The 19,825-nt window shown below is 67.9% G+C and carries 19 protein-coding genes and 3 pseudogenes; 15 read left to right on the top strand and 7 right to left on the bottom strand.

Annotated features, from left to right (window positions below; genetic code table 11):
* The first annotated feature begins 28 nt into the window (after window positions 1-28).
* On the top strand, window positions 29-727 hold the full coding sequence (locus ACIQJT_RS35650) for a GntR family transcriptional regulator (protein ID WP_402649895.1): 699 nt from the start codon (window positions 29-31) through the stop codon (window positions 725-727).
* Window positions 728-823: 96 nt separating this feature from the next.
* On the opposite strand, the gene ACIQJT_RS35655 is transcribed toward ACIQJT_RS35650, so the two are convergent.
* Window positions 824-1,774 (bottom strand): fumarylacetoacetate hydrolase family protein, encoded by a 951-nt coding sequence (locus ACIQJT_RS35655; protein WP_402649896.1) that lies wholly within the window; start codon window positions 1,772-1,774, stop codon window positions 824-826.
* Window positions 1,775-1,999: 225 nt separating this feature from the next.
* Here ACIQJT_RS35655 and ACIQJT_RS35660 point away from each other — a divergent pair, with 225 nt between their 5' ends.
* Complete coding sequence (locus ACIQJT_RS35660) at window positions 2,000-2,806, top strand: helix-turn-helix transcriptional regulator (RefSeq protein ID WP_402649897.1); 807 nt, start codon at window positions 2,000-2,002, stop codon at window positions 2,804-2,806.
* Here ACIQJT_RS35660 and ACIQJT_RS35665 read toward each other — a convergent pair.
* Window positions 2,803-3,918 carry an LLM class flavin-dependent oxidoreductase gene (locus ACIQJT_RS35665; protein WP_402649898.1) on the bottom strand — a complete coding sequence of 372 codons (1,116 nt, stop codon included), beginning with the start codon at window positions 3,916-3,918 and terminating at the stop codon, window positions 2,803-2,805. The genes ACIQJT_RS35660 and ACIQJT_RS35665 overlap by 4 nt on opposite strands.
* A 235-nt stretch (window positions 3,919-4,153) precedes the next feature.
* On the opposite strand from ACIQJT_RS35665, the gene ACIQJT_RS35670 reads away from it, so the two are divergent.
* Window positions 4,154-4,648 carry a flavin reductase family protein gene (locus ACIQJT_RS35670; RefSeq protein WP_402649899.1) on the top strand — a complete coding sequence of 165 codons (495 nt, stop codon included), beginning with the start codon at window positions 4,154-4,156 and terminating at the stop codon, window positions 4,646-4,648.
* A gap of 31 nt (window positions 4,649-4,679) precedes the next feature.
* Here ACIQJT_RS35670 and ACIQJT_RS35675 read toward each other — a convergent pair whose 3' ends face one another.
* Window positions 4,680-5,213 carry an Lrp/AsnC family transcriptional regulator gene (locus tag ACIQJT_RS35675; RefSeq protein ID WP_402649922.1) on the bottom strand — a complete coding sequence of 178 codons (534 nt, stop codon included), beginning with the start codon at window positions 5,211-5,213 and terminating at the stop codon, window positions 4,680-4,682.
* 95 nt (window positions 5,214-5,308) lie between these two features.
* Between ACIQJT_RS35675 and pdhA the strand changes: the two genes are divergently transcribed.
* Genes pdhA through ACIQJT_RS35700 form a run of 5 tightly spaced genes read left to right on the top strand, consistent with a single transcriptional unit; the run spans window position 5,309 to window position 11,805 of the window.
* Window positions 5,309-6,415, top strand: coding sequence for a pyruvate dehydrogenase (acetyl-transferring) E1 component subunit alpha (gene pdhA / locus ACIQJT_RS35680; protein WP_402649900.1), 1,107 nt, complete (start codon window positions 5,309-5,311; stop codon window positions 6,413-6,415).
* Window positions 6,416-6,418: 3 nt separating this feature from the next.
* Window positions 6,419-7,435 (top strand): alpha-ketoacid dehydrogenase subunit beta, encoded by a 1,017-nt coding sequence (locus ACIQJT_RS35685; RefSeq protein WP_402649901.1) that lies wholly within the window; start codon window positions 6,419-6,421, stop codon window positions 7,433-7,435.
* Window positions 7,436-7,461: 26 nt separating this feature from the next.
* The gene (locus ACIQJT_RS35690; RefSeq protein ID WP_402649923.1) at window positions 7,462-8,844 is read left to right on the top strand and encodes a dihydrolipoamide acetyltransferase family protein; all 1,383 of its coding nucleotides are present in this window, start codon (window positions 7,462-7,464) and stop codon (window positions 8,842-8,844) included.
* A gap of 44 nt (window positions 8,845-8,888) precedes the next feature.
* Complete coding sequence (gene paaN / locus ACIQJT_RS35695; RefSeq protein WP_402649902.1) at window positions 8,889-10,589, top strand: phenylacetic acid degradation protein PaaN; 1,701 nt, start codon at window positions 8,889-8,891, stop codon at window positions 10,587-10,589.
* The gene (locus tag ACIQJT_RS35700; protein ID WP_402649903.1) at window positions 10,582-11,805 is read left to right on the top strand and encodes a thiolase family protein; all 1,224 of its coding nucleotides are present in this window, start codon (window positions 10,582-10,584) and stop codon (window positions 11,803-11,805) included. The genes paaN and ACIQJT_RS35700 overlap by 8 nt, the downstream gene beginning before the upstream one ends.
* A 794-nt stretch (window positions 11,806-12,599) precedes the next feature.
* On the opposite strand, the pseudogene ACIQJT_RS35705 reads toward ACIQJT_RS35700, so the two are convergent.
* Window positions 12,600-13,220, bottom strand: a pseudogene (locus tag ACIQJT_RS35705) (hypothetical protein); the annotation flags it as partial.
* Window positions 13,221-13,312: 92 nt separating this feature from the next.
* On the opposite strand from ACIQJT_RS35705, the gene ACIQJT_RS35710 reads away from it, so the two are divergent.
* Window positions 13,313-13,798: a DUF6233 domain-containing protein gene (locus ACIQJT_RS35710; RefSeq protein ID WP_402649904.1), complete on the top strand. Its 486-nt coding sequence runs from the start codon at window positions 13,313-13,315 to the stop codon at window positions 13,796-13,798.
* Between the two features lie 169 nt (window positions 13,799-13,967).
* On the opposite strand, the gene ACIQJT_RS35715 is transcribed toward ACIQJT_RS35710, so the two are convergent.
* Window positions 13,968-14,477, bottom strand: a complete 510-nt coding sequence (locus ACIQJT_RS35715; RefSeq protein WP_402649905.1) for an AAA family ATPase — start codon at window positions 14,475-14,477, stop codon at window positions 13,968-13,970.
* Between the two features lie 745 nt (window positions 14,478-15,222).
* On the opposite strand from ACIQJT_RS35715, the gene ACIQJT_RS35720 reads away from it, so the two are divergent.
* The 6 genes and pseudogenes from ACIQJT_RS35720 (at window position 15,223) to ACIQJT_RS35745 (ending at window position 17,995) form a co-directional block, all read left to right on the top strand.
* Window positions 15,223-15,588: an STAS domain-containing protein gene (locus tag ACIQJT_RS35720; protein ID WP_402649906.1), complete on the top strand. Its 366-nt coding sequence runs from the start codon at window positions 15,223-15,225 to the stop codon at window positions 15,586-15,588.
* A 67-nt stretch (window positions 15,589-15,655) separates the two neighbouring features.
* Entirely contained in the window at window positions 15,656-15,820 is a 165-nt protein-coding gene (locus tag ACIQJT_RS35725; RefSeq protein WP_402649907.1) for a hypothetical protein, read from the top strand.
* Window positions 15,821-15,912: 92 nt separating this feature from the next.
* Window positions 15,913-16,101: pseudogene (locus ACIQJT_RS35730) on the top strand (hypothetical protein); the annotation flags it as partial.
* A gap of 59 nt (window positions 16,102-16,160) precedes the next feature.
* Entirely contained in the window at window positions 16,161-16,418 is a 258-nt protein-coding gene (locus ACIQJT_RS35735) for a hypothetical protein (RefSeq protein WP_402649925.1), read from the top strand.
* Window positions 16,419-16,620: 202 nt separating this feature from the next.
* Window positions 16,621-17,157, top strand: a complete 537-nt coding sequence (locus ACIQJT_RS35740; RefSeq protein WP_402649908.1) for a MarR family winged helix-turn-helix transcriptional regulator — start codon at window positions 16,621-16,623, stop codon at window positions 17,155-17,157.
* On the top strand, window positions 17,150-17,995 hold the full coding sequence (locus ACIQJT_RS35745) for a GRP family sugar transporter (protein WP_402649909.1): 846 nt from the start codon (window positions 17,150-17,152) through the stop codon (window positions 17,993-17,995). Before ACIQJT_RS35740 ends, ACIQJT_RS35745 begins: the two co-directional genes overlap by 8 nt.
* A gap of 40 nt (window positions 17,996-18,035) precedes the next feature.
* On the opposite strand, the pseudogene ACIQJT_RS35750 reads toward ACIQJT_RS35745, so the two are convergent.
* Window positions 18,036-19,472 (bottom strand): annotated as a pseudogene (locus ACIQJT_RS35750) (gamma-aminobutyraldehyde dehydrogenase).
* A 5-nt stretch (window positions 19,473-19,477) separates the two neighbouring features.
* A partial coding sequence (locus tag ACIQJT_RS35755; RefSeq protein ID WP_402649910.1) for a phytanoyl-CoA dioxygenase family protein occupies window positions 19,478-19,825 on the bottom strand: 348 nt, incomplete at its 5' end.

The following is a 19,825-nucleotide window of genomic DNA, read 5'->3' on the forward strand; positions in this document are numbered from 1 at the left end:
ATGGTTGGCGAATGAGGTGGAGGCGTCCATGGCGCAGCGCAGGACTCTGGTCACGGCTGAGCTGGATGAGGTGCCCGCTCGCCAGCTGTCGCTGACGGAGCAGGTCTACCACCGGCTCAAGGAAGAGATCCTCCAGGTTCGGCATGGTCCCGGCTCCCTGCTGCTGGAGCCCGAACTCGCCGCGCGTTACGGCATCTCGAAGACTCCGGTGCGTGAAGCTCTTCGTTTGCTGTTGCAGGACGGCTGGGTGGTGGTGATGCCGCGCAAGGGTTATCTCGTGCGGCCGGTCCGGCTCGAGGACATCCGCGAGGTGTTCGAGGTCCGCCGGATGGTGGAGCCGGTGATGGCGGCGAAGGCCGCTCAGTTGCGCGACCCTGCCGACATCGCGCGCCTGGCCGATCTCTGTTCAGAACAGAGCCGGGACGCCGCCTCGATCGAACCTGCGCTCGGTGCGGCGCGAGCCTTTCACACCGATCTGGCTGCTATGACCGGCAACGGCAGGGCGCTGGCGATCCTGACCGATCAGCTCGACGAAGTACGTCGACTGCACCATCTGATGCCGAAGGTCGAGGGTCATATCACCTCAACGGCTGAACTCGACGCGCACCAAAGGATCCTTGCCGCGGTCAAGGCACGAGATCACCAAGCAGCCTCGCGTCTGATGAATGATCACTTGTCGGAAGTGGCCGAGGCGATGGTGGACGCCTTCGCCGGCATACGCCGCTGAGCGCACTGACACCGGCTCCTGCCGTCCACAAGCGGGAGGGAAGGCAGGAGCCGGGCCATCTCCGTTGCGCCAGCGTCCCCGGCCGACGCAACGTGATCATGCGGTGACGTCCACCACCGCATGACCGACCCGTTCGATGGCACTCAGGACCTGGTCCCCGGCGCTTAGGTAGCGCCCCGGCGCGCAGCCAGCCGGAGTACGGCCCGTCCCACCCAGTTCACTGTCTGTGGACCAGCCTGTGCCCCCGGGCGTACCGGTGGCAATCACGTCCCCGGGGCGCAAAGTGAGATGCCGACTGACGAAAGCGATCAACTCGCCGACACTGAACAGCAGTGCGCCCGTGGTGTCGGACTGGCGCAACTCGCCGTTGACGTGCGTAGTGACTGCCAGGCTGCCCGGCTCAGGGATGTGGGCCGCGGGGACGACCGTCTCACCGAACACGGTCGCACCGTCGAAGTTCTTCGCGGCGTCGGCGGCCATGCGCCGAGTTCCGTCGGGTGCCGTCCTGATCTGGCGTTCGCGGGCCGACAGATCGTTGACCACCATGTATCCGAAGACGTGCTGCAGCGCCTGCTCCGCTGTTACGAAGTGCGCCTGGGTTCCTATCACCACGCCGAGTTCGGTCTCGTAGTCGAGTTTGGTGATTCTGGTGGGACCCAAGCGCAACGGACGGCCTGGTGCTGCGATGGTCTGTCCAGCCTTCAGGAAGAACTCGGGCAGCTCTGGGTGGTCGTCCGCTGGGTGGCCTGCGACCTCTTTCTCCTGCACATGGCTGCTATAGGTCTGACCCAGGCAGAACACCACAGGTGGGCGCAGCGGCGCGTCCAACACCACCGCGCACCGGTCCCGCCACTCGGTGACGGCTCCCGCCACATCGAAGCCGCCCCGGACTGCTGCGTCGAGCCCGGGAATTGGGGTCACTCCAACACGGTCGTCGTCGACGACGACGGCGCGGCGGGCGCCGTCCACCCATGCGCTAGCGAGCATGGTGTCCGCCTTTCTCTTGATCGGATCTTGATCGGATGCAAACGTGGAAGCGAGCCGCACCGTCGGGTGGAGAGGGGCGAACCGCTGATGAACCGTGAGGACGGACCGGGACCGCTTCCGCTGACGGCCGCGGTGCGAAGCCAGCAGCCCCAGCCGTTGTGGGAGGCAGTCCGGCGCGGCACCTCCGACCACCGGTTGGAACCGTGTGGGGAGCGGTTGGACGGTTTGGTCGCGACCAGCAGTGTGGGTGCTGTCAGCTTGGTGTACGCCCGCTACGGCGGCCACGTGCGCGTCGACATCGCTCCCAGCGCTGGGCGCCGCTCGATCACAGTTCCCCTGGGCCCGATGCGCTTGTTGGGACGACCGCATGCCGGGCGCCAGCACGTCGCCCGCCAAGCCTTCCTGGTCGACCCGGACGATCGCAGCGTCGTCGAACCCGACCCCGATGGCGGTGCCTTGATGATCTCCACCACCATCGAACGACTTGAGGACCACCTGACAGCGGTCACGGGCCGGTCAGGGCCACCGCTGCGGTTTTGGCCCACCGGTACCGCGGCCCCGGGAGCGAGTCACCAGACCGTCCTGATCGACTCGGCATGGCGGTCGGTGTGCCGCGCGCTGCGTGGCCTTGACACCCGCCGATCGGTGCCAGAGGTGGAGGCCGCCTTGGAGGACACGCTCCTGTCTGCCTTCCTTTTCGGGCTTCCGCACTCCCGCAGCACTGACCTGTACGCGCACCCCGTGGAGGTCGGCGCGGACGGTGACGCGAAGCGGGCGCGTGTGTGGATCGAGCAGCATTACGCCGAGCCGATCACGGTGGCCGGCATCGCGCGGGCTGTGGGAGTGAGCGTGCGGCAGCTGCAATACGTGTGCGTGCGCGCGTATGGGGTGTCACCAATGGCTTTGGTGCGTGCTGTGCGGCTGGACGAGGCTCGTAGGCTCCTGCTCGGCGCAGCATCCGGCGAGCATGATGCGACCGTGTCGGCCATCGCTCACCGTTGCGGCTTCGGCCACCTCGGGCGCTTCGCCGCGGCGTATCGGGAGCGTTTTGGGGAAACCCCCTCGACAACGGCACGGCGCACTCGTCCCTAGCGGTGCACGGCTGCGGCCGGCCGGACGCCCCGCTTCTCCAGCCGCGGCAAGACCTCTTCGACGAAGTACTGCAGTTCTTCTGTGAAGTTGACGAAAGACAAGGTCAGCCCGCGTAGGCCCGTCGCGGCGTAGCGCTCGATCTCGGCGGCGACATCGTCGGGGGATCCGATAAGCGGGCAGCTTCCGTGACCGGCTGTAAAGCGGGTGCGGAAGGTGGCGAGCTGCTCGGGGGTGAAGGTCTTGGCGTGCGCGCCCTGCAAGCTCAGGAGAGTGTCGACTGCCGCCTGGTCAGCGTTTGTCTCGGCGTAGTGCCGCACGTACTCTTCGGCCTCCCGCCTGGTGGGCCGGCAAACCACATGAGCCGTGGTGAGTGTGCCGGCCTCGCGGCCGTAGCGGCTGCGTGCTCGCTCCCGCACGGCGCGCACCACCTCTGCACCGTCCTCCGGCCCGTTGAGCACCGTGAAGACCAGGTCGGCGTTGCGTGCGCCGAAGTCGCGGCCCTGGGTTGAGGAACCGGCGTTGAGGACGGGCAGAGCGCCGAACTCGGGCCCGGGTGCGCCTTGGACGCCTTTGAGCTGGTAAAAGGTGCCGTCGTAGTCGAACGGTTCGGGCTCGGACCACACCCGGCGCACGACGTCCCACCACTCCTGGGCCATGGCGTAACGCTCGTCATGGCCCTGCGGCAGGTCGATCCCGAACATGTCGTACTCGGGCTTGTTCCAGCCCGCCACGATGTTGAGGCCCATGCGACCGGATCCGATGCGGTCGGCGGTCGCGAGTTGCTTGGCGGCCAGGACGGGCGGGATGAAGGCCGTGTGGACGGTAGAGAAGACCGTGATCTGTTCGGTGCGGGCCAGCAGGGCGGCCGCCAGGGTCGTCGGGTCGAGGGAGCTGCCCTGGAAATTGGTCTCGCCCCCGTATCCGCGGTAGCGGGCCACCGGCAGAATGAAGTCGAGTCCCGCACGGTCGGCCACACCCGCCAGACGGAGGTTGTCCTCCCACGTCGCCTGCCAGCGTTCGGGAACGGTTGTGGCCGCGAGCCCGGAGGACAGATTCGCCGAAAAGACTCCCAGCAAGAACCCGGTTCGCTCAGCCAGCCGCGTCGTCATCATCGGTGTCTCCTTCGTCACCTTGGGTCACTGCCGCTGTGCCTGGCAGTGCTGGCAGTCTGCTGTCGAGTGGACGGCGGGGACTATCCGCGCGGCGCAGCACCTGGTCCGCAACGCGCATGGTCTGTCCGGGTGCGTGAGTCGGCCAGGGCTGTGCGCGCTCCGGATAGCGCGGCGTTGAAGCCGTTTCGACCATGAGGTTCCGAGCCGCAGTTTCGTTGACGAATGAGGAGGCCACGTGCCGCTCTCTTCTTCTCCCCCCTCCCCGCGTGTCACTTCCGACACCCTGCGTCAGACGTTGGCCGCTTGGCCGACGGGCGTCACTGTGATCACGGCGGAAGCTGCGGGGGGCCGTGTTGGTCTGGTGTGCAACAGCTTCACGTCCGTGTCCCTTGACCCGCCACTGGTCTCCTGGTGCGTGGACCGGCGCTCAACGAATTTCGCCTTGTGGAAGGGAGCGGAGAGCTTCGCGGTCCATATCCTTGCCGAGGACCAGACGGGTTTGATCGAGCGGTTTGCCCGCCGGGGTGGGGACAAGTTCACGGGCCTCGCGCTGTCGCAGGGTCTTACCGGAGCGCCTCTGCTCAGCGGGACGGCGGCCCGCCTGGAGTGCCGCACATGGCAGCGGTATGACGGAGGGGATCACATCATCCTGGTGGGACAGGTGGTGTCCGCGGAACGTGCGCTGGCGCCTGCCTTCGTCTGGGACAAGAGCCGGGCGTTGCCGGCCTAGACAGGCACGACGTCTCGTCGAGGGCCTTGTCTCAGGAGTCCGTCGCCTCCCATTGCGTGCCGAGTCCTTGCGCTTCTTCGAAGACAAGCCAGGTGCGGGTGGCACGGACTCCCGGGATGTCTTGGATCGACTCCAGCACCACGCGTCTCAGCGCGGTGTTGTCAGGTGCCCGCACGAGAACCAGGACGTCGTAGTCGCCTCCTACCAGGGCGAAGTGCTCGACGTGCGGAATCTCCTTCAGCCTGACGGCAACCGACCGCCAGGCGTTCTGCTCGATGGTTACCGACACGTACGCCGTGGTGCCCAGGCCCAGTCTCTGCGGATTCAGCCGGGCGGTGAATCCCGAGATGATGCCGTCGTCGGTCAACCGTCCGATGCGCGCATAGGCGTTGGCCCGGGAGATGTGCACGTGCTCGGCAAGCGCACGGATGGACATGCGGCCGTCTCGCAGCAGCGCGGCGATGATCGCGCGATCGATTTCGTCGAGACCGGCGGCAGAACGTCCGGTTTCCAGCCCCACGGGGCCCTCTGGTTTCGACACTTTGCCCTCCACGGCCGGAGAGATCGACAATCTCTCTCTCCTTCACTCAGATATCTTGAACATATATATCGGACAGGGCCACGATTCGTGTGTCAAGTGTCCAAAGAAAGCGGTGCAGCATGTCCGTTAAGGCGCTCCGCCAAGCGGTCGACAGCCTCCTTCCCTCCCTCGCTCCGGTGCGCTTCGTGGCGCCTGATGGCAAGCCGGTGAAGCCTCCAGCGGGCTACACCGAGCCCTCGGATGAGCTACTGCGGGAAGCGCACCGCCGCATGGTCATCGGCCGTCGGTTCGATACCCAGGCCACAGCCCTCACCAAGCAGGGCAGGCTCGCGGTGTACCCCTCCAGCCGCGGCCAGGAAGCCTGCCAGATCGCCGGTGTCCTGGCCCTGCAGGACCAAGACTGGCTGTTTCCCACCTACCGCGACTCAGTAGCCCTGGTCACTCGCGACATCGACCCGATGGAAGTGCTGACGCTGCTGCGCGGCGGCTGGCACTGTGGCTACGACCCCGCCGCGACGCGGGTGGCCCCTCAGTGCACTCCCCTGGCCACGCAGACCATCCACGCCACCGGCATGGCTGAAGCATTCCGCCGCAAGGGAGAAGACGGCGTCGTCATGGCCTTCATCGGCGATGGCGGGACCAGCGAGGGTGACTTCCACGAAGCGCTCAACTACGCCGCTGTGTTCAAGGCTCCGGTGGTGTTCTTCATCCAGAACAATCAGTACGCGATCTCCGTGCCGCTGTCTCGGCAGACCGCCGCGCCTGCGCTCGCCTACAAGGGCGTCGGCTACGGCATGGCGTCCGAGCAGGTCGACGGCAACGACCTGGTCGCTGTCCTGTCCGTCTTGCAGGCCGCGGTCGAGCATGCTCGCTCCGGCAGGGGTCCCTTCCTCGTCGAAGCGCACACCTACCGCATGGAGTCCCACACCAACGCCGATGACGCCACCCGCTACCGGGAGCGTGAGGAGGTCGACGTGTGGGAGAAGGCAGACCCACTGGCCCGGCTGGAGACCTACCTGCTGGGCCGGGAACTGCTGACCGCCGAGGACATCGAGGCGGCCAAGCAGGAGGCCGAGACTTTCGCCGCTCGGGTCCGGGAGGGCATGAACGCCGACATCAAGGCCGACCCGATGGAGCTGTTCGACCACGTCTTCGCCGAGCCCACTCCGCAACTGCTCGAACAGCGCGACCTGCTGGCCACCGAGCTCGACTCCCAGGAGGACTGATCCATGGCCTCGATGACGATGGCACAGGCGCTCAACGGCGCCCTGCGGGACGCGCTGCGTGCCGACGAGCGGGTCCTGGTCTTCGGCGAGGACGTCGGCGCGCTGGGAGGCGTGTTCCGCATCACCGACGGGCTGACCGCCGAGTTCGGTGATGAGCGCTGTTTCGACACGCCGCTGGCCGAGGCTGGCATCGTCGGCCTCGCGGTGGGTATGGCGATGGGCGGATTTCGCCCAGTGGTCGAGATGCAGTTCGACGCCTTCGCCTACCCGGCCTTCGAGCAGATCGCCTCGCACGTCGCCAAGCTGCGCAACCGCACCCGCGGCCGGCTCTCCCTGCCCATGGTGATCCGTATCCCGTTCGCCGGCGGCATCGGCGGCGTGGAACACCACTGCGACTCCAGCGAGGCCTATTACGCCCACACCCCCGGCCTGAAGGTCGTCACCCCTGCGACGGCCGAGGACGCCTATTGGCTGCTGCGGGACGCCATCGACGACCCCGACCCCGTGATCTTCATGGAGCCCAAGCGACTGTACTGGTCGAAGGAGGACGCCGACGTCGACACCCGACAGGCTCTCCCCTTCGGACAAGCCGTCGTCCGCCGTGAAGGCCGCGACGGCACGCTGGTCGCCTACGGCCCCTGTGTCCCCGTAGCCCTGAAGGCCGCAGAGACGGCCGCCGAGGAAGGCATCAGCCTCGAAGTCGTCGACCTTCGCAGTGTGGTGCCCTTCGACGACAAGACGGTGGCGGAGTCAGTGCGCAAGACCGGCCGCTGCATCGTCCTGCAGGAAGCACAGGGCTTTGCCGGAGTCGCCGCCGAGATCGCCGCACGCGTCCAGGAGCGGTGTTTCCACTCTCTCGATGCCCCGGTTCTCCGCGTCACAGGATTCGACATCCCCTACCCCCCGCCGAAGCTCGAGCACGCCCACCTGCCCGGCGTCGACCGCGTGCTGGACGCGGTCGACCGGCTGCAACTCGACGGCCAGCCCGACACCTACCACCTCGCACGGGAGGGATCGTGACGACGACCGGAACCACCACCGACCAGATGTTCCTGCTCCCGGACCTCGGTGAGGGCCTGACGGACGCAGAGATCGTCGAGTGGAAGGTCGCCGTTGGCGACACCGTCACCATCGACCAGATCGTCGTCGAGGTCGAGACCGCCAAAGCCGCAGTCGAGGTACCGGTCCCCTACGCGGGAACGGTCGCGAAGCTGTTCGCGGAAGCGGGACAAGCGGTCGCCGTGGGCACGCCGCTCATAGCCATCAGCAGCCCTGACGCGGGCGCCGCGAAGCAGGCCCAGCAGCCGGCAGACCCGGACGAAGCAGCCAGAGCAGCCGCCGCGGAACGATACCGCGAGGAGGAGCAGGCCGGCTCGGGCAACGTCCTGATCGGTTACGGCACGGGACACGCCCCACCGTCCCGACGCCGACGCAAGCGTGCTTCCGCTGCCAGCAGCCAGACCGCGGCCGCCCCGGCCGCGGTCGTGCAGGCGTCCGAGCAGACCAGCAAGCCGATCCAGAGCGCTGCGCCCGGGCACGCGCCCCTGGTCATCTCTCCGCTGGTGCGCAAACTGGCCCGCGACAACGGCATCGAGCTCACGGCTCTCACACCGACCGGCTCGTTCGGTGTGATCCAGCGCCGGGACGTGGAACAGGCCATCGCCCAAGCCGCGCCCGACCAGCAGCCGACCGCGGCCACAGCTGCGACGCCCGCACCGGCCCGCGCGAACGCAGCCGAGATCAAGCGGATTCCATTGCGGGGACTGCGACGGGCCGTTGCCGACAAGCTCTCCCGCAGCCGCCGTGAGATCCCCGACGCCACCACGTGGGTCGATGCGGACGCCACCGGACTGCTTGAGGCGAAGTCCGCCCTGCAGGCGGCCCGCCCCGAGGAGGGCATCGGCCTGCTGGCCCTCCTTGCGCGCATCTGTGTGGCAGGTCTGCAGCGCTATCCCGAACTAAACTCGACGGTCGATACACAGGCCGGCGAGATCCTTCAATTCCCCCACATCCATCTGGGCTTTGCCGCCCAGACCGACCGCGGCCTGGTCGTACCCGTCGTCCGGGACGCCCACTTGATGACCACGGTGGAACTGGCGGCCGAGTTCAAACGTCTCACCAACCTGGCGCGGTCGGGCAGCCTGCCGCCTGACCGCCTCACCGGTGGGACCTTCACCCTCAACAACTACGGCGTCTTCGGAGTCGACGGTTCGTCGGCGATCATCAACCACCCTGAGGCGGCCATCATCGGATTCGGCCGCATGATCGACAAGCCGTGGGTGGCGGACGGCGCTCTTGCAGTGCGCAAGGTCGTCCAGATCTCTCTCAGCTTCGACCACCGAGTGTGCGACGGCGGGGCAGCGGGCGGCTTCCTGCGCTACGTGGCGGACCGCGTGGAGAACCCGACAACGCTTCTGGCCGACCTCTAAGCGGGCTGCGCCGAACGACCTGCACGAATTCAAGGAGTAATCCCATGACAGAGCCGGCTCCCACTGCGCACGAGTTCTTCGACAAGCACCGCGCCCTTCTGGAACGCGCCGCTGCCGCCGTGCTGGAACGCGACTACTGGACACCCTTCCCCGAGGCCCCCAAGGACCCCTCCTACGGGACCCAGGCCGCGGACGGCGAGAACGCCTTCAAGGCCCTGCTGAACAACGACTTCCTGCTGCCCGGGCACCCTGGCAGGGGCACCGTCTTCAGTGGCGAGGTATCGCCGTACGGCTTCCCCCTTGGTCTGCGCTACCCGCACGTCTCGCCCGAGGAAGCCATCGAGGCCGCCAAGACGGCGGGCACCGCATGGCGCGAGGCAAGCCCCGACACACGCGCCGGCGTGGCTGCGGAAATCCTGGTCCGCCTCAACGCCGCCAGCTTTGAGATCGCGCACGCCGTCCAGCACACGACCGGCCAACCCTTCCTTATGGCCTTCCAGGCCGGCGGACCCCATGCGCAGGACCGCGCCCTGGAGGCCGTCGCCTACGCTTGGGCGGAGCAGCGGCGTCACCCCACGACGGCCGTGTGGACCAAGCCGCAGCGCAAGGGCGACCCCATCACCATGGAGAAGACCTTCACGCCGGTGGGCCGCGGCGTCGGGGTGCTCATCGGGTGCAATACCTTCCCCACGTGGAATGGCTATCCGGGGCTGTTCGCCAGCCTCGCCACCGGTAACCCCGTGGTGATCAAGCCGCACCGTCGAGCCGTGCTGCCGCTCGCCATCACGGTACGCATCGCACGCGAGGTGCTCAACGAGGCTGGCTTCGACCCCGACGTGGTGATTCTGGCGGCCTCTTCCGCGACCGAGCGGACGGCGCCAGCCCTGGCGACCCACCCTGACGTTCGCCTCGTGGACTTCACCGGCTCCACCGAGTTCGGCACCTGGCTCGAGGACAACGCCCGCCAGGCCCACGTGTACACAGAGAAGGCAGGCATCAATTCGGTAGTGCTGGACTCCACCGATGACTACAAGGGTCTGCTCCGCAACCTCTCCGTCTCCCTGTCCCTGTACAGCGGGCAGATGTGCACCACTCCCCAGAACCTGCTGGTGCCGGCGAGCGGCATCACCACAGACCAGGGGACGAAGACCCCGGCTGAGTTCGCTGCAGACCTCGCCGCGGCCGTCGACGGCCTGCTGTCAGACGTTCAGCGTGCCTGTGGCACGTTGGGAGGCATCGTCAGTGACGGCATCCTCAAGCGCCTGGAGGAAGCGGCCACGGTGGGTCAGGTCATCCTGTCCTCGCGTGCAGTGACGCACCCGGATTACGAGCACGCGGTGGTCCGTACCCCGCTGATCAGTCTGCTGGACGCCCACACCGACCGCGTCGCCTACTCGCAGGAGTGGTTCGGACCGGTGACGTTCGTCATCAGCACCGACTCCACCGAGCACAGCCTGGAGGTACTGGGCTCAACTGTGCGCGAGCACGGGGCCCTGACGGCCACCGTGCATGCCACGAGCGAGGACGTCCTCAACGCCGCACGCCGCACCGCCCTCGACGCTGGCGTCCACCTGTCCGAGAACCTGACGGGCCCCGTTTTTGTCAACCAGTCGGCCGCCTTCAGCGACTTCCACGGCACGGCGGCCAACCCTGCGGCAACGGCAGCCCTGACCGATCCCGCGTTCGTCACCGGCCGGTTCTCGATCCTGCAGTCCCGCCGCCACGTGCAGGCCGAACATGAGTGAAGATGTCTTCCTCGTTGATGGGGCACGCACGCCGCACGGCAGGCACAAGGGCGCTCTGGCCAAGGTCCGTCCCGACGACCTCGCCGCACTGGTCGTCGCCGAGGCGGTTCGCCGCTCTGGTGTGCCCGACGAGGCAATCGACGAGGTAATCCTCGGCGCGGCCAACCAGGCGGGCGAGGACAACCGCAACGTGGCGCGCATGGCCGTGCTGCTGGCCGGCCTGCCTCACACAGTGCCCGGCTACACCGTCAACCGGCTGTGCGCGTCCGGACTCACGGCAGTGGCCAGTGCGTTCCAGGCCGTGCGCAGCGGAACGGCCGACGTAATCGTCGCCGGTGGCGTCGAGTCGATGACTCGCGCTCCCTGGGTCATCGAAAAGCCCGGCACGCCCTGGTCGAAGCCCACCGAGATGCACGACACCGCCCTCGGCTGGCGGCTCGTCAACCCGCGGTTCGTTGCGGCTGATCGAGCCGTTCAAGACGTGCACGACCCGCACGTCGTCAAGACCACGCTGTCCATGGGTGAAACAGCGGAGGAGGTCGCCCGGCTCGACGGCATTACCCGTGCACAGTCCGACGCATTCGCTCTGCTCAGCCACCATCGGGCCTTGCGTGCACAGGCTGCCGGGCACTTTGACCGGGAGATCGTTCCCGTGCAAGTGGGCGACGACCAGGTAGAGAGGGACGAAGGACCTCGAGCGGACACCACGGCCGAGAAACTGGCCGCGCTTCGGACGATTTTCCGCCCAGACGGCATTGTGACTGCCGGCTCCTCCTCGCCGCTTTCGGACGGCGCCTCGGCTCTCGTCGTGGCTAGTGGTGCAGCAGTGCGGCGCTACGGCCTGACGCCCCGAGCGCGCGTCGTCTCCGTGGCCTCGGCTGGGGTCCAGCCGAACCTGATGGGTTTGGGCCCGGTACCCGCGACAGAAAAGGCCCTGGCCCGGGCAGGCTGGCAGATCGGCGACGTGGATGCCGTCGAACTGAACGAAGCCTTCGCGGCGCAGGCGCTGGCAGTAATGCGACGGCTCAAGCTCGACGAGGAGAGCGTCAACGCCGATGGCGGTGCGATAGCGCTCGGACACCCCCTCGGTTCGTCCGGGAGTCGCCTCGTACTCACCCTCGTGGGACGGCTTGAGCGCGGCGACATCGAGAGGGGACTCGCGACTCTCTGCGTAGGGGTGGGCCAAGGAGTGGCCCTCTTGGTCGAACGGATCTAGACCAAAGACGATGGTCCATCGGGGTTCCCCGATGGACCATCGTCAGCGTTGTTTAAGGCAGGTCTGACGCTCGCGCGTGTGCACCGCTCGTGTTCACGACCCCTTGCCACTGCCCGTCGCGGCGCCTGCTATCCCTTCCGCGCTCACGGAGGCGCCCCAGGTAACGCCGGGGTCAGGACGGCACGCGGGACCGACGGCTCGGTGAGACGGAGGAGAGGTTTGTGAGGACTGACACGGCGAGTCCCCTTGGGGCGGGGGTTGCGCCCGCCCCAAGGGGCGCGTCAAGGAGGTCAGCGGGAAGCCGGCAAGGGTGAGGCGGGCGTCGGCTGTGGTCTGGCGCCCAGGATGAGCCGTCATGGCAGTAGGCTGTCTCGGCCTCCTCGCACCATTGAACTGCTCAAGCCAAATTTTGGTCTGCTCCTCATAAATTTCCCCAAAGAACGAGGTAACGAGCTCAGTAAGCGCCTCGCGGTCATTGGGGAGGAGGGACAGGCATCCGTTCACAGTCGATGAACCAGCACTTACGGCTTGACCTCTGCATTGGTTCGGTGGCGAACGGTGCCGTGGCAGCGGGCGGCAGACAGTCGCGCCCGGATGCGGGCATGAACAAAAGAGGGCGAGAGAGGTGGCCCCGCCGCCGTCTTCCGCCGCGCCTCCTAACCCCCGACCCCTGACCTGCTCCCGCTGGAGGTAGCCGTGCTGCTGGACCCGCCCGGACCGCGCGGCGCACCCCAGGGGATGCCGCACTGGCCCTACGTCCAGGCCGTCGACGACGCCCTCACCGCCCGCGGAGCAGCACGGACGATGGCACCGTCCAGAGTGTGCTCCTCGAAGCGGTAGCGCACACTCGCCGTGACCGGCAGCGCGCGAGGCACGACCGGGCGGGGGTCGATCCCGCGGGCCCGATCGGCGGCCAGACGGCCGGCCTTTCCACCCAGCAGGCGCTGCACCGTGGCGGGCGGCACCGCGGCGAGCAGGCCCACACAGTGCACGCCGTATTCCCGTAGTGCGGCCGCCTGCCGCGGACCGATCCCGTGCAGGGCCTCGACGGGCAGCGGCCCGAGCCAGCCCGCGACCTCTTCGGGGGTGATCGCGAGGACACCGCCGGGCGGCGGGATCTGGCCGGAGGCGGTGGCGGCGACCGTGATGGACGGCCCGATCCCGACGCGGACGTCGACGCCCAGGCGGGAGATCGTCCTGATCCGCAGCACCTCTCCCAGCCGGCCGGCGTCGACGCCGTAGTAAGGCAGGGCGCCGCGCAAGTCCACCAGGGCCGCCGACGGCGGCAGTGCCTGCACCACGGGTGACAGACCGGCCAGCTCATCCAGCACCTGCCGGTAGGTCTCCTCCGGCAGCCGGTCCGGGCAGCGCACATGCATCACCACACCCGGCCGCCCGGCCGCCGTCACCTGCATGCTCATCGTGCTCACCTCCCCCACCACGTTATCGAACGGATAATCGAACACGCGAGGGGACGGGACGTGATCATGGGCATAGAATCAAAAATGTGTTCGATGATCTGCCGCCCGACCTGGACCGACTGCGCACCCTGCGGGTGTGGCACGCCCTGTGGCTGCACCGCATCGACGCGAAAATCGCCCGGCTGGAACGCCGCAAGGCCGAAGAGGAACACGGGCGCAAGAACCGGCCGCAGCCGGCGGAGTGGGTCGTCGAGGTCGGCATCGGCACCGGCAAGCCACCCGTCCAGGTCCACGCCGGCAACTGCCACATGATCGGCTCCCGCCGCCGCCCCATCAGCCGCGACGAAGCCCGCCGTCTCCTGGCCGACGGACTGCGCGCCTGCACCCACTGCCAGCCCGATGCCCAGCTCCACATCATCGACTTAGCCGGGCGCGGCTCGAACAGCCGTGCCAAGACCCTGGTTGCTCTGACGTGTGGACGGCTCATACGCGCCGCCTGGAACGGGAACCACCATGACCACTCCCCCGCCGATCACCGAACCGGACCCGTCCGCGCTGATCTGTCCCGGTGACAAGATCGGCCCCTGCGCCGCCTGCCAGCGCAAGACACACAAGTACGGCAGCGGCGGCATCCCGCTCTGCCAGTGGTGCATGGAGTCGGCAAAGACCGCCTGGGGGGCGATCGTGCGCTTCGTCAGCACGCGCCCGTAGAAGGGCCGAGCACCGCTGGGCACCCTTCCGCTATCGCGAGCGTACGCCGATCACGGCCGCATGCCCCTCACCGGCCAGCAAGGGCAGCGCCGTCACGATCGCCTCATGCTGGCGGATGACGTCCTTGTCCGGGACGCGCCGCCCGCGCAGACGCTGCTGCGCAAGGCACACCTCCAAAGGCACCAGGAGCACCACGACGACCGTCTCCAGGCCGTACGCGGCCGCGACCGCACGGACTTTCTCGCGCCGCTGCGGCTGGCAGTGGGTTCCGTCCATGATGACCGGTCTCCCGGCGGCGCAGTGTCCCTCCAGCTCCGTCCACGCCTTCGTGAGCGTGAGGTCGCCGACCGGCTCGATGCCGGTGTCGCCGGCGACCTGCCGCTGGTGGCCGTCGTACGAGACGACCACGGCCCCCGTCGTCCCGGCGAGTTGGGCGGCGAGGGTCGACTTCCCGGCCCCCGAGGCGCCCATCATGAGCACGCACCGGCCGGACACCAGCTCGCGGACGGCCGCGCCGTCGTGTGGAGGAAACAGGCTCATGTCCGACAGCCTCGCCCGGCACTGTCGCGCTTATGTCGCAACGTCCGTGGCTGAGCGCTCTGCTTGGTCAGTTAGCCGACGCCAGGTTCTGCGTGCCCATGCTGCCGGAAGATCGTTAAGGCAGGCATGAACCACGCAAAACGCATCATCGTAGCCCTCGCTGTCACCGGGGCCGCTGCCGCCGCCCTCGTGCCCACGACCGCTTACGCAGCCCCGCTCCCGAGTGCGGACACTGTCGATTCCGGGGCGGGGCTCTACGGGTCTGTCGGGAATCTCATCGATTCGCTTCCGATCGTTGGCCCCTTGGTCACCACTGTTGCGCCGGTGCACAGCCTGGTGGCGGGTTTGGGCATCTGAGCCCCGCCGCCCCCGCCGTCCCCGAGCGTTTACGCAGAGCTCCTCTCCGGGCTGACAGCCTCCCGCCTGCTGGTACAGGGATCAGAAACAGGCACTCCATCGGCCAACTCGCCTACTCATCGGCCATCCGGAACGCTCGCCACCCGTATGGGTGATGACAGACCTGCTCTCCGGCGAGACGCTCTGGCAGAAAAGTCGAGAAGGCCCCGCGTCATAGACCACTTCAGGGCCCGGTTCACTTCGCGCGGCCGGGCCCGCGCATGGGCGGCGCGGCCGTACCGCAGCGGCCGCACCTCCCGCACTGCCGCCTGCCGGCCGTGCGGGAGGACCAGCAGGCGGTGCGTCGCTCAACGCCGCAGTCCTATCAGCGAGCGCAGCCGAGGAAACGGTGACAGACACCCACGCAACAGGCCGGCCCGGCTCCCTGTCGATCGACCCCACCGCCGTCGGCGACATCCGGGTGCTCACCCTGCACGGCGAGATCGACCACGCTGTCAGGAACGAGCTCACCGAGGCCCTGCTGTCCTATGACGGAGCAGCGCTGCCGAAGACCGTGGTGGACCTCAGCGGCGTGACCTTCATGGACTCCAGCGGCATCAACGCACTTATCGCCGCCCACCAGAGCATGAGCGACGCTCAGGGGTGGCTGCGTCTCGCCGGCGCCCAGGAATCGGTGCTGCGGATCCTGCAGATCGTCGGCCTGGACCAGGTCGTCCCCTGCCATCCCACCGTCGAGCAGGCCCTGACCGCCTGACCCACTTTCCTGCCCGGCCACGGCGCTGCTGTCGAGTGGACGGGGCGGGTGTCTGCTGCGGGAGGGTGTGCCCCGGCCTGCAGACGACTACCGCACGTACGAAGTCGAGATCACCGAACTCTGCGTACGGCGAGCCCTGACCGACGAAGAACACGCCCAGGCCGAACAGCAGGCTCGGGCCTTCATCCGGCCCCACGTCGACGCCATCCGCGCCGCGCTCCGAGGCCGTTGAGCAGCACGAACGCGGGTTATCCACAGGCCGGAACGCGATCGGTGATTCCTCCGTACGCTGCTGCCCGAGTCGATCACACGGGGGTGTGCGGAATGCGGTACGGCGTGGTGGTGGAGGAACTCGCGGTCGAGGTCATGGCGCAGCTGCCCAACGACCAGGACCGCCAGGAGGTGATGGCGCTCGTCGAGGTCACCCGGATGGATCCGAGGGCCTGGCCCGATGTCCGCGACCCAGGCTCCGTGGAGGAGATCCGCGAGGCGTTCGGGCGCCAGTGTTGGATCCCCCTTCAAGCGTTCCCGGAACTCACCATCAAGCGTTGCTGCTTCCCACCGACACAATCATGCCTGGCACCGCACCGTCGGCGGAGAGCGTCCGCCTGGCCACGGACCCCGAGCCCGCCCAGGGGCGCACCGGGGCCGTCGCTAGCGGGGCCTTCGAACTCCTCGCCCCGGACGGGGAGCGGATCTGGAATGAGGGGCTGCCCGACGACATCCCCGTGGTGGAGGGACGGCGCCTACTCGTGCTGGACGAGCCGATGCACCCGCGCAGTTGGAACGCGATCGGTTCTTCCCGATGCTCCCGGGGACGGCAGAGCTGACTCGAGTGCTGTCCGCCGACGAGGTCCAGACCTGGTTCACCTCCACCTGCTGGACGTCGTCCTACCCGGTCGCCCGGCGTCGGCTGCTGCCGGGGCCAGAAGTCGGGGCTCAATGCCTGGCAACGTCGGCACGAGTCGATCAGGGGTCTTGAGGTGTTGACGCGTGGGGTTTACAGCACTTCACCAGGGTTACGCATGCGTCATGCATGATGACTTCCGTACGGCGAATCTTCTGGGGGCTGCCACGCTGGTCCTCAGTGACGTGGTGGTAGCCGAGACGACCCGGGCGGCCAGCACCAGTTCGAGCGGGGCGGCGGCGCTGGTGGTGTTGTTGACAGATCCTGGCCTGAGCGTGACCGAGGTGGGGCGGCGGGTGGGGCTGAGCCAGTCGGCGGCGGCCCGTATGGTCGGGGGTCTGGAAAATCAGGGATTAGTAAGCAAAGAACCCAGTTGGGGAGGGTGGGTCCGCCTCCGGCTCAGTGATCTGGGCGAGCAGGCCGCACGCGCCCTTCTCGCCTGCCGGGGAGAGGTGCTGCGCCAGGCGCTGAGCCACCTCGACGAGGGGGAGCGGGAGCAGCTCGGCACGTTGCTGAGCAAGCTGCTGACGGGCCTGTACCGGCAGCCCGGGGACGCCGAAAAGATCTGCCGGTTGTGCGACCGGAGCGCCTGTGTCGCGGGCGGTGAGACCTGCCCGGTGGGTCAGACGGACCGGAACCACCGGGTGAGCGACCGTGGGTGAGCTGCTCGCTCTGCTGTCCGCGCTGTGTTTCGGCATCACGCACTTCGTCAACGGACTGGTGTCGCGCAGACACAACGGCCTGACGGTGGCGCTGCATGCCCAACTGGGCGGTACCGCACTTGGGTTATTCCTGGTCCTGTTACTGGGCGGAGGATCCGCCACGCTCGCCGACTACGGGTGGGGAGCGATGTCGGGGGTGGGGACGGGAGTGGGTGTGGCTTTCCTGTACCGCGCGATGTCCAAAGGTGCGATGAGCTTGGTCGTCCCGGTCAGCGACGTGGGAGCCGTGGCGCTCCCGGTCCTGGTGGGGGTGTGTTTCCTCGGGGAACGCCCGGCGCCTCCGGCATGGGTCGGAATCGCCGCTGTCCTTCCGGCGCTGTGGCTGGTCTCGCAGAGCTCCCCGGCCCCGGACGACAAGCAGAGGACGCTGTCCGCCGGGGTACCCAGTGCCCTGATCGCGAGCGTTGGCTTCGGTGTTCAATTCCTGGCCATGGCGCAGGTGGACAAGGACAGCGGCTTGTGGCCAGTGGTGCTGAGCCGGGTGGTCTCCGTCGCGGTCATCGCCGCGGTCCTGCGATCCTACGGTGCGGGCTGGAAATTGACGGGACGGCCGTGGGTGGCGACCTTGGCGGCAGGCGCCCTGGGCACGCTCGCCATCGTGCTGTACCTGGAGGCCACCCGACAACAGCTCATGGCCATCGCCACCGTACTCTCCGCTCTCTACCCCGCCATCCCCGTCCTCCTCGCCCTGGCACTCCTGAAGGAGCGTCTGAACCGCCGTCAGGCCGCCGGGCTGGCCTGTGCGGCGCTCGCCATCGGGCTCATCGCGCTGCGCTGAACCCGTCGGCCCTCTGCCACCGAGGGCCGACGGGTGGGGGCTACGACCCCAGGTAGGTCATGACGTGCTTGACGCGGGTGTAGTCCTCCAGGCTGTAGGACGAGAGGTCCTTGCCGTAGCCGGAGTGCTTGAACCCGCCGTGCGGCATCTCGGCTGCTACCGGGATGTGACAGTTGATCCAGACTCAGCCGGCGTCGATCTTCCGGGCCATGTTCATTGCGCGTCGATGGTCACGCGTCCAGACCGAGGATGCGAGACCGTATCGCACGCCGTTGGCGAGGCGGAGGGCTTCTTCGTCATCGCTGAACGGTTGGACGGTGATGACCGGCCCGAAGATTTCCTCCTGGACAGCCCGGTCATCCTGCCGTAGGCCCGTCACCACGGTGGGCTGGTGGAAGTACCCCTGGCCCGGCAGGGCCTGTCCCCCGCTGACCACTTGGGCATGAGCAGGGAGGTTTCGGAGGTGATCCTGGACCCGGGACAGCTGCACGGCGCTGTTCAGCGGACCGAAGAAGACAGTCGGGTCCTCGGGAGCACCGGTCGTCAGACCCTTGATCTCCTGCGTGAGCAGCGCCACGAACTCGTCGTGCACGGACCGGTCCACGATGACCCGGCAGGCTGAGGCGCAGTCCTGTCCGGCGTTGAAGAGGGCTGCCTGGGCGATGCCCTGGGCTGCCTGGGCCAGATCCGCGTCGGCGGCGACCACGACCGGTGCTTTGCCGCCCAACTCCAGGTGAAGGCGTTTGACATCTGCGGCAGCGGCCCCGGCCACCTCTGTCCCCGCGCGAACGCTGCCGGTGACCGACACCATGGCCGGCACAGGATGCCGTACCAGTCGGCGCCCTGTCTCCCGGGAGCCGCACACGACGTTGAACACGCCGTCGGGCAGGAACTCGGCGGCCAGTTCGGCGAGCATCAACGTCGTCAGCGGTGTGGTGTCGGAAGGCTTCAGGACCACTGTGTTGCCCGCCGCCACGGCGGGCGCGAACTTCCACACGGCCATCATCAGGGGGTAGTTCCACGGCGTGACCTGGGCACACACTCCGAGCGGCTCCCGGCGCACGAACGAGGTGTGCTCTGCGATGTACTCCCCCGCCGACTTGCCCTCCAGGAAGCGCGCGGCTCCCGCGAAAAAGCGGATCTGGTCGATCATCGGGCCCATTTCCTCGGCCGCGGTGACATGCAGGGGCTTGCCTGTATGCATCGCTTCCGCGCGGACGAACTCGTCCGCGCGTCGCTCCAGGGCGTCGGCTATGCGCATCAGGCTGAGCTGGCGCTGCGCCGGAGCGACGTCCCGCCACTTCTCAAATGCGGTGTGCGCAGTGGTGAAGGCCAGATCGACGTCCGCGTCTCCGGACACGGGCGCGCGGCCGGTGACGCGGCCGGTCGCCGGGTCGGTCAGGTCGAGCGTTTCCTCGGATAGGGCCTGGCGGTGGCGTCCGCCGATGAAGTTCTGCAGCGTTTCCTGCGCATTCACTGTCCTCACCTCGGCACGGGTGTGAATTCACGGCTGGCGATGTACGTCGGCCGTGGGGCGGGTGCGCCGAAGGGCTCCCCGAGGACGTTGTCGACGCTGTTGAAGACGATGAAAACGTTGGACCGCGGGTAGGGCGTGATGTTGCCGTTCGATCCGTGCATGCAGTTGGAGTCGAAGAAGGTGGCTGATCCGGGGGGTCCGGTGAACTGCTCGATGCCGCCCGCATTGTGGGCGAGTTCACGCACCGAGTCCTGGTCCGGCATCCCGACGGCCACGGAGTGGGTGCGCAGGGAGTTGCGGTGGTGATCGTTCGGGGTTCGGCCCACGCACGGCACGAAGGTGCGGTGGGAACA

Source organism: Streptomyces sp. NPDC091972, from assembly GCF_044756385.1.
Taxonomy (GTDB): domain Bacteria; phylum Actinomycetota; class Actinomycetes; order Streptomycetales; family Streptomycetaceae; genus Streptomyces.